The sequence below is a fragment of the Priestia sp. JV24 genome (assembly GCF_025910025.1).
Classification (GTDB): domain Bacteria; phylum Bacillota; class Bacilli; order Bacillales; family Bacillaceae_H; genus Priestia; species Priestia megaterium.
Genome location: NZ_JAPCIN010000022.1, coordinates 327469 through 339560, shown reverse-complemented (window position 1 = coordinate 339560; position 12092 = coordinate 327469). Strand labels below are relative to the sequence as shown.

Here is a 12092-nt window from a genome sequence, read left to right as displayed (position 1 = left end):
TATTGTAACGTAGCAAGCATTATAAAGGGGAGTGCGTATGTATCCATATCAATACGATCCACGTTTTCAAAATTTGTTTCCACCTGGAGGAGGCCAAGGGTTTCCATCGTTTCCACCTGGAGGAGGAGGCCAAGGATTTCCACCGCCGCCACCTGGAGGAGGAGGTCAAGGATTTCCACCACCACCACCTGGAGGAGGGGGCCAAGGGTTTCCGCCGCAGGGAGGAGCGCAGCCGCCTTCAAGTCCGCCGCCAGCTTTTACACCTACACCAAAGCTAGGTTCAGGAGGTCCATCGCTTTATGCTGTTGATCCAGGCGCTATTTCAGGGTGCTTATACCGATATACTTATATATGGCCGAGAAATGGTCGACCTTACTGGTTTTACCCAACCTTTGTAGGCAGACGCTCAGTTGCAGGATATCGCTGGACAGGATCTTTCTGGGTGTATGCTGGGGTAGATGTAAATCAAATTCGAGAATTTCAATGTGTATAAAACTCCGCTTGCGGAGTTTTTTTGTGCGAAAAGGTTGACGCATAAAAAATGGCGTTATATAATAAATCTCGAATTAAAGATAATTTGTTTAGTAATATCTTGAATTAATGATAATATACACTTTTTAGGAGATGACATTTATGGCAAATGTATTATATGTAAAAGTAAATCCGCAGGTTGATGAAGCATCATTTTCAACTCGTTTAGCACAGGTTTTCTTAGATGAGTATAAAACAGCAAACCCGACTGATACAGTGACAACGCTTGATTTGTATAAAGAAACAGTTCCATTCATTGATGGAGATGTTTTAGCGGCATGGGGAAAAGCTGGAGCTGGTGAAGAATTATCAGCTGTTGAATTAGAAAAAGTAACGCGTATGGGTGAATTAGTAGAGCAGTTTTTACAAGCTGACAAAGTTATTTTCTCAGCTCCAATGTGGAACTTAAGCTTCCCTCCACTAATGAAAGCGTATATTGATAACATTTTAATTGCAGGAAAAACGTTTAAATATACTGAAAACGGTCCAGTAGGATTAGCTTCAGATAAAAAAGTAGTATTACTAGAAGCTCGTGGAGGCGTGTACTCAGAAGGCCCAGCAGCAGAGCTAGAATTTACTCAAAGCTATTTACGTACAGTGATGAGCTTCATTGGGGTTCAAGATTTCCACCTGGTTGTTGCAGAAGGCATGGCTTACACACCAGCAGAAGCAGACAATATTCTAGCAAAAGCATCTGAAAAAGCAAAAGAAGTTGCGTCAACGTTCTAATCTCAAGAGGCTGGGACAAAAGAATTTTAGACGAAGTGAAAAACGAACCACTGATCAAGATGTTTGATTAGTGGTTCGTTTTTTTTGTTACGGTAAACGTAGGTTTCATGTTTGTAAGTCTTTCTAGCAGTTGATTGGAGGGCAAGCCGAAGACTCCTGCGGGAAAAGCGGAATAGGTGAGACCCCACAGGAGCGTATGCGACGAGGAGGCTCAGCGACCGCCCGCGGAAAGCGAAGTCTTGCACGGAAATCAACTGCGGTGTCAAAAGCGGTTCGGCTCATGTATACGAGTTGTTCGTCTTTAGATTGGATTCATTTTTTTATGTCTCAATCTCTTTTTTAGGTTTAAAATTCAATATTCCTCCTTCAGAAAATGTGCAAAGGGTTACATAAAATGCAGCATAGAGAACGTGCTTCTTATAAAAGCGCTTATACATTTTTATTTACAAGACCAAAAAAGCATGGTTAAATAATGACCATGTTAACGTAACATCGGGATAGGGGAAGTTTTTCTGCAGAATCATTGGGGTATGCTACAAGTACAATCTAAAAAAGGGTGATTGAGATGTTTAAAAAATTATTTGGTAATAAGACAAAATCAAAAGAAACAACCGTTCTAGCTCCGCTTTCAGGTAATATCCTGCCAATCAGCGAAGTGCCAGATCCAGTGTTCGCACAGAAGATGATGGGAGACGGTTTTGCAATCGAACCTTCAGAAGGACAAGTTGTTTCACCTGTTGCTGGGGAAGTCGTTCAGCTTTTCCATACAAAACACGCGGTAGGCTTAAAAACAGAAGCCGGTACGGAAGTATTAATACATATCGGCCTTGAAACAGTGGCAATGGAAGGCGAAGGATTCGAAGCTCACGTGGCACAAGGTGACAAAGTAAGCGTAGGAACACCTCTTATCACATTTGATTTAGCGCTTATTCAAGAAAAAGCGAAAAGCATTATCACACCAATCGTTATTACAAACAGTGATGCAAGTGAAAGTTTCGAAATTTTGGCTCAAGGGACGGTTCAAAAAGGCGAAACGGCTTGTGCAAAAGTAACGATGAAGTAATTAGCAAGGCCTTTTCCTTTAAGAAAGGAGAGCGCATTTGAAGATTTTAAAAGTGTTAAATAACAACGCCGTTGTCTTTAAAGAAGGCGGAGTTGAAAAAATTGCGATGGGTCCCGGTATTGCTTTTCAAAAAGGTAAAAATGATCTTATTAATGCTGCAAAAGTGGAGAAAGTCTTTGTCATGAAAGAAGAGCAGGAAAAGTTTCAAGAACTATTAAAAAACCTTCCTGAAGAGCATATTCAAGTGGCGGAAGAAATCATTTCTTATGCTGAACAGCAGCTTTCTGCTACATTAAGTCATCATGTGCATATTACTTTGAGCGATCATTTATCCTTTGCTGTCGAAAGGATAGCCCGCGGAATTTCCATACAAAATAAATTGCTTAATGAAATTAAATCTCTCTATCAGCCTGAGTATGCAATAGGAGTATGGGCTCTTAAGCATATCAAAAAGAGACTAGATATCACGATGCCGATTGACGAAGCGGGATATATTGCGCTTCATATTCATACGGCGAAACTGAATTCACCGGGAATGCAGCAGCTCATGATGAATACAACGATTATTAATGAAATGGTTACGATTATAAAAAAAGAGCTGAATATGGAGATTGATGAAAACAGCATGTCCTATCAGCGGCTGCTGACTCACTTGCGCTTTGCGTTAAACCGTTTAGCGCAAAATGAACCCTTTCATGAGATGGATGAAGAGATGCTTAACGTATTAAAAGTCAAATATAAAAAATCGTATCAGTGTGCTGAAACGATCAAGCAATTTGTCAAAGATGAGTACGAAATTAATTTTCCAGAAGCGGAGTTAGGATATATCACGCTTCACATTTGCCGAATAGAGCAAAGAATATAGAAAAAAACATTGACGAATATTGTTGCTTTGAGTACAATGAAAGCGTATTAATTGAATAATCGGGATTGTGACTGGTAAAGCAGGCAAGACCTAGAATGCGCATGAAGGACAAGTGTGTCTTTTATAAGTGTGTTTTAGGTCTTGCTTTTTTTTTATGACATACAAAAAGGAGGAAGTAAGATGGACGTAAAAGAAATTGCTGAAAAACTTGTTCCGCTTTTAGGAGGAAAAGGAAATATTGCTAGTGCGCAGCACTGTGCTACGCGTTTGCGCCTCGTTATTCGAGATGAAAGCAAAATCGATCAAAAAGGTTTAGATGAAATAGAAGATGTAAAAGGGGCTTTTTCAAATTCAGGACAGTTTCAAATCATTTTTGGAACCGGTCTCGTTAATAAAATCCATGCTGCTTTTGTGAAAGAATTAGGTGATGACGAGGCTGCTGCCCCAGCGGATCATCAAGAAGAAATGAAAAAGAAAATGAACCCATTTGCCCGTTTTGCCCGCATGCTTTCCAATATTTTTGTTCCGATTATTCCAGCCATTGTAGCCAGTGGTTTACTAATGGGACTGCTCGGGATGATGAAAGCGTTCCACTGGGTCTCAGAAGATAGCGCGTTATTTGTGTTGTTGGATATGTTCTCAGGCGCAGCATTTATCATTTTACCGATTTTAATCGGGTTTTCAGCTGCAAAAGAATTTGGTTCAAATCCTTATCTAGGAGCGGTTATAGGAGGGATCTTAACGCATCCGATGTTATTAAATCCGTGGACATTAGCAGATGCTAAGCCAGAATATATGGATTTGTTTGGCTTAAGTATTCCGCTGATTGGCTACCAAGGTACGGTCGTTCCGATTTTATTGGCTATCTACGTTATGAGTAAAATTGAAAAGGGACTCCGGAAAATTGTGCCGAATTCGGTTGATTTACTTGTTACGCCTTTTTTAACTGTTATTATCACAGGCTTTGTATCACTTGTGTTTATTGGTCCTTTCGGTCGCTATATTGGAGACTTAATTTCGATCAGCCTTCAGTCTTTATACGATGTAGCCGGAGTGTTTGCAGGAATTTTGTTTGGCGGCTTATATTCGACCATTGTATTAACAGGCTTGCAGCATAGTTTTCATGCTATTGAAGCAGGACTGCTTGCTAATCCGAAGATTGGCGTTAACTTCCTACTTCCTATTTGGGCCTGCGCGAACGTGGCGCAAGGAGGAGCAGGGCTGGCTGTTTACTTTAAGACGAAAAATGCCAAAACGAAAAAAATTGCGATTCCAGCGGCTATTTCTTCCTTCTTAGGAATTACAGAACCGATTATTTTCGGCGTCAATTTAAGACTTCGCAAGCCATTTATTGCTGCGGCTATAGGCGGAGCAGCCGGAGGAGGCTATGTTGTACTTATGCACGTAGTAGCCAATGCCTACGGACTTACAGGTATTCCAATGATGGCCATTGCTGCGCCGCTTGGTATGAGTAATTTAATTCACTATATCATTGGTATGATTATTTCTGTAGGTGTTGCATTCGGTGTTACGTGGTTCATGAAACTAAAAGAAGACTGAGAACCATCGGTAAGTATACGAGAATAGAGAATGGTATTAGATTTGCTCATCATATTTTATGGTGAGCAAATTTTGTGTCGTAAATATGAAACTTTTTAAAAAGTAATACGTAGAACAGTCAAAGAGATAAGTTGATGTTGTGTAACAGGAACGTAAATGCTACACTACATATATTGGATTGTACTATTATAGTCAGAAAGAGAGCTGGCACATGGAATTTTATCACGATCTTTTTCTATATGCGCCGTATTTATCTGCTTTCGTTTTATACATCCTTTGTTATTATATGCTTCGTGAAGCTAGGTTTACGGCTTTTCATGCGGAACCTGTCACCGACCATGTGAATGCAGGGATTGATCCTTCAGTATTAACAATATGGAAAAGACGAAATGTATTTATACATGTGTATAGAAAAACACCAGTTAAAGAGAAGAATAATGATGAAGAAGATCCTTTCCTTCTGAAAAACACTTCATACATTTAGTCATTATTAGGAGGAAAGAATATGAAAAGAAATAAAAAATTATTATTGCTTGGTTTAATGGGAGCGCTTCTTTTAGCTCTAGCCGGCTGTAGCAGCACAAAAACACCAGTAACCGCAACAAGCGGCGGGTTCTGGGATCATTATTTTGTTTACCCTTTATCAATGGCATTAACGAAAATTGCTGAGTGGGCAGGCGGAAGCTATGGTCTGTCTATTATTATTGCGACGGTTATCATTCGTTTAGTTCTATTGCCGCTTATTTTAAAACAGCAAAAGAGCACGATGGCTATGCAAGCACTTCGTCCAGAGATGGAAAAGATTCAAAAGAAATATGCTGGTAAAAAAGATCCTGAAACACAGCAAAAGCAGCAAAAAGAAATGATGCAGCTTTACCAAACGCATAAAATTAATCCGGTTGGCGGATGTTTGCCAATCTTTATTCAAATGCCTATTATTATCGCATTTTATAATGCCATTGCACGAACGCATGAAATTGCACAGCATTCATTCTTATGGGTAAGTTTAGGAAAGCCAGATCCTTACTTCATTTTACCGGTAGTTGCAGCGATTACGACATTCTTACAAATTCGTGTAAGTATGACGGATGAAATTCAACCTCCAATGAAAATGATGATGAACATTATGCCAATCTTCATCTTAGTAGCGGGAATTTCACTTCCATCTGCTCTTGCATTATATTGGGTAATTGGTAACTTATTCGGAATTGGACAAGGTTACTACTTGAAAAAACGTATGAGCTTATTAAAAGAAAAAGATGCAGCTAATAATACAGCACAAGCTAAAACAAAACCATCACCAAAATCTAAGTCAAAATCATAATATACAAAAAGCGCAGCTATTCGCTGCGCTTTTTTATTTTTTCAAAAAAGTGATGAGATGAGGAGATTTGTGTAACGCTATAAAAAAAGACAGGAGTGAACATGGTGAAAAAAATAGCGTTATGTCTGCTTTTTCTTATGTTGTTCCCTATGCAAATAAATGCTGCCAATACAGTGAAGGTCAGTTTTATAAGGCAAGGAAACCTATGGGTATATGATAACGGTACCGAAAGGCAGTTATCCTATGCCCGTCATGCCTCTATGCCTCAATGGTCATCACATGGAGATATAGTTGCTTATGCAGAAAATGATTCTTTAATGATTGCACCGTTAAAAGGAAAACCGCTACTTGTTGAACATGATGTGACTCATTATCAATGGTCACCGGCTGCTGAGGAACTTGCGTATATTTCGAATGGAATCTTAGTATATTACAACGTTAAAACGCATGAAAAGAAGCGTGTAGCCGTAGGGGTTGATCAGTTTTCATGGTTTCCAGAAGGAGATCGATTTTTAATTACGTCAGCTGCTGCGCTGGCGCCGACGGGATGGGGACCGGTAAAGCTATATACAGTGAGCAAATATGCAGGGTTAGATGTAAAAAAAGTGGAGGCTTTTACGACGCTCCCGGCAGAAAATGATTCGTTTTTTGCGTATACAACAAGCAGCTTCAAATGGTCTCCTAACGGTCAATGGATTAGTTTTATCGCTATTCCAACGGCTTCGATGTCTGCAGATGCAAATAAGCTGTGCATCATTACAAAAGAAGGGAAAGCTTTTCAAGTAGTGGGAGATATGCTTAATGTACCTAATTGGTTTAAGTGGAGTAATGAAGAGCAAGTACTGGCATTTATTGATGGGGAAGGAAGGTTTGCCACTGAAAATAAAAAGTTCACTTTAAAAGAGATGCCGGTTTTTAAAGAACATGTGTTTACTCCAAAAGGCTTCGCAGATTGGGATTTTACTTGGACAGAAAAAGATAACATCATCATTTCACGTGTGCCCGAAGCAGGGTGGTCGAATGATGAAAAAAAGAGGCCGCTGCCTTTTTTGTATAGCATGGACGTAAAGACCAATAAGCAAAGTCAGTTCACATTTCCACAAAAAGGCTTAGGAGATTATGCGCCTGTTTATCATAAAGCAACGAATCAAACAATGTGGATTCGTACAAATCGAAAACAAGCAAATCTTTTAACACGCGTAAAAGATACGAAAAATGATAAGGTACTTATTTCAGGCTTAGACCTGCCGGGAAATTATTATGAGCTGTATCGGTGGAATGAAGTATTTAGCGTGTACAACCCTTAATAGCTAATTAAAACATAAGAAACTAAGGTGAAAACATGAATATACGATTGTTGGTAAAAGAAGACGCTGACATGTACTTTGAACTCCGTCTTCGTGCTTTAAAAGATCATCCCGAAAGTTTTATTTTAAGTTATGAAGAAGAATATGAAAAAGAAATTGCTGACATCCGAAATTATTTTCCAAGCAGCCAATCAGAATTTGTAGTAGGAGCTTTTATGGAAAAACAGCTTGTGGGGATCGTAGGGTTTCAGCAGCAAAAGCCTTTAAAAGTTCAGCATAAGGGAGATATTTGGGGGATGTACGTAGCCCCTGAAGCAAGGGGGAAGGGTCTTGGAAAGAAGTTGTTAAAAACCGCTGTTGAACAAGCTTTTTCAAAAACAAATGTTTTGCAAATCTACCTGGCCGTCGCTGCTAAAAATGAAGGAGTAAAAGCCCTATACAAAAGCCTCGGTTTTACTTCTTATGCGTATGAAAAAAGAGCTCTTCAAGTAGATGGTGAATTTATCGATGAAGAGCATATGGTATTGTCTATAAAAAGCCTTTGATCATATCAAAGGCTTTTTTTGTGAGGGAAAAATTTAGCTGAAACGTATAGAGATGGAAGCACATTCCCCATAAATATGCTATGATTTAACATATAGGATTATGGAGAGGCGAGGCAGCAGATGGAAAAACTGATTGAATTAAAAAATGTTGCAAAAGTATACAAAAAACATACCGTATTAGAAAACGTTCATACGACCCTTTATAAAGGAGAGACTGTGGCGATTGTTGGAAAAAACGGTGCGGGAAAAAGTACGTTTTTAAAGCTGATTGGCGGATTATCTAAACCGACTAAAGGGACAGTTCACCTTCATAAAGAAACCGGTACGCCTGGATTTGTGGTGGAACAATTTCCTCAGGAGCTGCGTTTTACGCTAGCAGGTTATTTGCAGCACATGGGACGAATTCAAGGATTGTCTAAGAAAAAGCGCAGCTCTAGAATTGAAGAGCTGCTCGAAACTTTCGAAATGGTAGAGTTTAGACATGAAGAAATCATTTCTTTTTCAAAAGGAATGAAGCAAAAAGTCAACATGATGCAAGCACTGCTGAGTTCTTCTAAGCTGCTATTGCTTGATGAACCTCTATCAGGATTAGATGCTCGTGCTCAGCTAGAAGTAGAACGAATTTTTACAAAGCTCAAAGAACGAGGGATGACCATTGTATTTACGTGTCATGAAGAAAGGCTCATTCATGCTGTAGCCGATCGTGTTATCACCATTGGCTCACAGCGCATTTTAAAAAATGAGCGCGTTCAACTCATTGAGCATTTAACGGTTATTGAGGCAAATGTCATTCTCAATAAGCCGCTTCGCTTATTAAAAGAAAAGTGCACGAAAATTGAACAGCATGGAAACTACTGGATTTTTTATATAGATAAAAAATATGTAAACGAGTTTCTTGCAGAATTGCTTGCTGTTCAAGCTGAAGTTGTAAAGCTATATCATATGGAAAGGGAAGAAATTTAAGATGGGTGCATTGATCCGCTATCATTTTATTACATACATTAAATCGTATCGATATATTCCGCCGCTTGCACTTTATATTATTTCGCTGTGTATGAACTATACATATAGACCGAACCCGGTGCTTGATAGCTTTTTTAATACGGCACTTTTCCTCTTTTTTCTAACCACTTGGTTTACGATGTCGCTGTTTCATGCGGAAGATTCCGGTCAAGAAGTTATTACAAAACTTCATGTAGGGAAAAAGAACAAGTACTTTATGAGCAAGCTTATTAGCTGTACGCTGCTGTTTACATTTTTATCAGCGGTTTCCATTGCTTATCCTGTGCTCCTTGATATGTTTGAAGTGGACATATCCACTAGGCAAATGGTGTTTGGGTTTATTATTCACTGGACGTTTAGTTTGCTTGGTATGAGCATAGGCCTTGTTTTCACAAGAGATGTTGTAAGAGAAGGCAGCTTATCGTGGTTTGGACCTCTATTTATTTTAATCGTTACGCTTGCAGCAGCAGGCGTTTCATTTCCGTATCAAGGAGGCGGACTGCTGCTGTATGTATTGCCACCCGTATCTGCAATCATTCAATTTATTAACGAAGGATTAAATAAATTTTTGGTGTTTGGCTGGGCTTTGCTTTATGCCATAGCATTAATTAGCCTGTACTTGTGGAGAGCGAATAGAAGAGATGTATAAAGAATAAACACTTGCCGCGGCAAGTGTTTATTTATTATGAAGCACGTTATAAAGACGATCGGGGTAATTAGTAAACATACCGGTTACGCCCCACTCGATAAGTATTCTCATTTGTTTTTCGTCATTTACTGTATAAGGATGAACGTCTAAATCGTAAGAGCGAGCTTTTTGTACATATGGTTTTGTCAGCGTGTTTGCGTTCGGACCGATGCCGTTCGCGTACGTTTTGATTTGTCTGAACTGCTGATCTGTTAACATATTGGTTTGCTTAGAACGAATCAGTTGAATTAGTTTCATAGTAGGTCGGTATCGATGGACGGTTTTTAAGCTTTCAGGACTAAATGATTGTACAATGACGTGATTGGTATGAATGTTGTACTTAGCCATCAGCGTCAACAATTCCTTTTCCATACCTGGATATTCATGAGGAGATTTTGTTTCAATATAATAGTTTGTTCGATTGCCAAACGTACGGAATATTTCTTCTAAAGTTGGAATGACGGCTTTTTTATTACCTTTTCCTGCGTTCAAACGCTGAAGCTGTTTCACTGTATACTGTTTTACATATCCTGTTCCATTTGTCGTTCGGTCAACTTTGTAGTCATGAATTGCTACAAGCTGCTGATCTTTAGACATATGAAGATCAAGTTCAATGTAATCCGCTTTTTGCTGAACGGCTGCTAGATAAGATTGCATCGTATGCTCTGGCTCATAACCTGATGCGCCTCGATGAGCAATAATGGCTACTTTTTCTGCTTGAGTAGAAGCTGCCTGCGTATGTATAAACATAAAAATACCGCATAAACAAAGAGTGAGTGAGCTTACAAACCACCATTTTCGTCTCATATCAAAACTCCTTTTTATTGAGGGGTCGTGCATTAGTTTACTAGCGAGATGTTGTGTTCATATTAAGGCTGTGTAAATATTTAAATAAAACGAACGAGTATGTAATTAAAAGTAATAAACGCCGATGTTTAGTGAGAAACATCGGCTGTTTTTTCCGGGCGGAGGCTTGTATAAATAACGAGCCTGCGCTCATGAGTTTTCTGTTTATGATCAAATGTTCCCGTACAGGTGATTAAATTAAGCTGGTGTTGAAAAGTTGGGCCGAAAATCTCTCTGATAGGAGCAGAATCTCGGGGGTAAGAAGCTTTATTGGTAACAACAAAAGTCAGCTGATCCCCTTGCTGATCGGTTACCAGAATTTCGTCTCCTTTTGTAAGCTTGTCGAGATGATAGAAGATAGCGGGTCCTTTTTGATCATCAACATGTCCTGCAATGACCGCATTTCCTTCCTCTCCGGGTCTTGCTCCAAGCTTAAACCAAGCTACATCATGACCATTATCAGGAACGCTCATTTCACCTTGGTTAGTAAGGCCCATTCCTTTTATAAAAGCCTTGATATGAAGCTTCGGAATAATAAGCTGAGATGGAAGAGGCGTAGAAGCAGTTCCTGAAGATTTCAAGGATTGAGCCGATTTTGTTTCAGCCATCTTCACAACAAAATCCGTCGAGCTGTTTGCGATTGCTGATTGGGCAAACCAGCTGCTCATGAATAGTATAAAAGAAAAGGTGAAAACCCCTCCTATCCATTTCATTCGCTTTCGTATCCTCTGTGACGACGAACAACAAATATAGCGACCGCTCCAATTCCTAATAAAGTAAGAACCGGCACAATTGAATTATAATTATCCTGTGAAGCACCGCCCATACCTGTTTTGGGCATTTCAGAAGGCATAGCCGTATTATCTTTTAATAAAAGCGTTTCAAGACTGTCAGCTTTGTTAATAGCAAGCACTGTGTAGACCGTGTTAGCTTCTAAATTAAGGTTTGGAATGTCCAGTACTTTTTTCTTGTCTTGACTAGTTGTAATGGTCAAATCATAGGTTCCGGCATCTACTTCAGAATAATTTGTCATTTGTTTAAAAGCAGTGTCTTTAAACAAAGTAGGGCCGTGATTAATACCTACATCAACAGCGGGAGCATCTGGAGAAAAGTGAGCAATTCGGATTTTACTCTTTCCTTTAGCTACGTTCATATCATCTTGAGCTACTTTTAATTCCAAGTGTGCAACTTGGTTAATAGCAGCAAGGGTATAGGCTTTGTTTGCTTCGACGGTTACATTAGTGGAAATGACAGGTTTTTCTTTTCCTTTTGTACCTATGGCATATACCTCTATTTTATGAGACCCCGCAGGTACTTTAAGGTAATCCGTCACATCTTTAAACGATGCGCCGACTACGATGCTTTGATTGTCCACATATATATCTACTTCAGGTGCATCAGGTGACGCATGCACAACTCGTATCATCGCCTCCTGCACAGCTGCAGAAGTGAAATTATCTGAAAAAGCTAGCAATAAAACTGCGAGTAAAGAAGCAGCAATAATCTTTACACGGTTCATAACGTTTTACTCTCCTTTTAATCTAAGTTTGTCCTGTTAGTCCCGTATGAAAAGTGGTGGGCATGCATTCACTTTTGAACGTACTCGGGCATTTATTCACTTGTTATCATCTA

15 protein-coding genes are annotated in these 12092 nt (G+C 39.3%); 12 read left to right on the top strand and 3 right to left on the bottom strand.

What is annotated here, in order from left to right:
• Window positions 1-37: 37 nt before the first annotated feature.
• From OK414_RS21025 to OK414_RS20970, 12 genes are all read left to right on the top strand, one after another.
• Entirely contained in the window at window positions 38-493 is a 456-nt protein-coding gene (locus tag OK414_RS21025) for a hypothetical protein (protein ID WP_016765303.1), read from the top strand.
• 140 nt (window positions 494-633) lie between these two features.
• Window positions 634-1260: an FMN-dependent NADH-azoreductase gene (locus OK414_RS21020; RefSeq protein WP_016765302.1), complete on the top strand. Its 627-nt coding sequence runs from the start codon at window positions 634-636 to the stop codon at window positions 1258-1260.
• 130 nt (window positions 1261-1390) lie between these two features.
• Entirely contained in the window at window positions 1391-1603 is a 213-nt protein-coding gene (locus OK414_RS21015; RefSeq protein WP_095378684.1) for a hypothetical protein, read from the top strand.
• Window positions 1604-1825: 222 nt separating this feature from the next.
• Window positions 1826-2323: a PTS glucose transporter subunit IIA gene (locus OK414_RS21010; protein WP_013084668.1), complete on the top strand. Its 498-nt coding sequence runs from the start codon at window positions 1826-1828 to the stop codon at window positions 2321-2323.
• Window positions 2324-2360: 37 nt separating this feature from the next.
• Complete coding sequence (locus OK414_RS21005) at window positions 2361-3188, top strand: PRD domain-containing protein (RefSeq protein ID WP_034649389.1); 828 nt, start codon at window positions 2361-2363, stop codon at window positions 3186-3188.
• A 180-nt stretch (window positions 3189-3368) separates the two neighbouring features.
• Window positions 3369-4748 carry a sucrose-specific PTS transporter subunit IIBC gene (locus OK414_RS21000; protein ID WP_034649390.1) on the top strand — a complete coding sequence of 460 codons (1380 nt, stop codon included), beginning with the start codon at window positions 3369-3371 and terminating at the stop codon, window positions 4746-4748.
• 211 nt (window positions 4749-4959) lie between these two features.
• Window positions 4960-5232 carry a hypothetical protein gene (locus OK414_RS20995; RefSeq protein WP_013058702.1) on the top strand — a complete coding sequence of 91 codons (273 nt, stop codon included), beginning with the start codon at window positions 4960-4962 and terminating at the stop codon, window positions 5230-5232.
• A 21-nt stretch (window positions 5233-5253) separates the two neighbouring features.
• The gene (gene yidC, locus OK414_RS20990) at window positions 5254-6072 is read left to right on the top strand and encodes a membrane protein insertase YidC (RefSeq protein ID WP_013058701.1); all 819 of its coding nucleotides are present in this window, start codon (window positions 5254-5256) and stop codon (window positions 6070-6072) included.
• A gap of 101 nt (window positions 6073-6173) precedes the next feature.
• Entirely contained in the window at window positions 6174-7379 is a 1206-nt protein-coding gene (locus OK414_RS20985) for a TolB family protein (protein ID WP_263045019.1), read from the top strand.
• A 35-nt stretch (window positions 7380-7414) separates the two neighbouring features.
• Window positions 7415-7924: a GNAT family N-acetyltransferase gene (locus OK414_RS20980; RefSeq protein ID WP_034649397.1), complete on the top strand. Its 510-nt coding sequence runs from the start codon at window positions 7415-7417 to the stop codon at window positions 7922-7924.
• A gap of 120 nt (window positions 7925-8044) precedes the next feature.
• Window positions 8045-8887 carry an ATP-binding cassette domain-containing protein gene (locus OK414_RS20975; protein ID WP_016765297.1) on the top strand — a complete coding sequence of 281 codons (843 nt, stop codon included), beginning with the start codon at window positions 8045-8047 and terminating at the stop codon, window positions 8885-8887.
• Between the two features lies 1 nt (window position 8888).
• Window positions 8889-9575: a hypothetical protein gene (locus tag OK414_RS20970; RefSeq protein ID WP_034649400.1), complete on the top strand. Its 687-nt coding sequence runs from the start codon at window positions 8889-8891 to the stop codon at window positions 9573-9575.
• Between the two features lie 27 nt (window positions 9576-9602).
• Here OK414_RS20970 and OK414_RS20965 read toward each other — a convergent pair whose 3' ends face one another.
• The 3 genes from OK414_RS20965 to OK414_RS20955 all read right to left on the bottom strand — a co-directional run bounded on the left by OK414_RS20965 (window position 9603) and on the right by OK414_RS20955 (window position 11979).
• Complete coding sequence (locus tag OK414_RS20965; protein ID WP_263045018.1) at window positions 9603-10421, bottom strand: glycerophosphodiester phosphodiesterase family protein; 819 nt, start codon at window positions 10419-10421, stop codon at window positions 9603-9605.
• A gap of 128 nt (window positions 10422-10549) precedes the next feature.
• Window positions 10550-11173 (bottom strand): class F sortase, encoded by a 624-nt coding sequence (locus OK414_RS20960; RefSeq protein WP_013084660.1) that lies wholly within the window; start codon window positions 11171-11173, stop codon window positions 10550-10552.
• Entirely contained in the window at window positions 11170-11979 is an 810-nt protein-coding gene (locus OK414_RS20955) for a DUF4397 domain-containing protein (protein ID WP_095378679.1), read from the bottom strand. Before OK414_RS20955 ends, OK414_RS20960 begins: the two co-directional genes overlap by 4 nt.
• Between the last annotated feature and the right edge of the window lie 113 nt (window positions 11980-12092).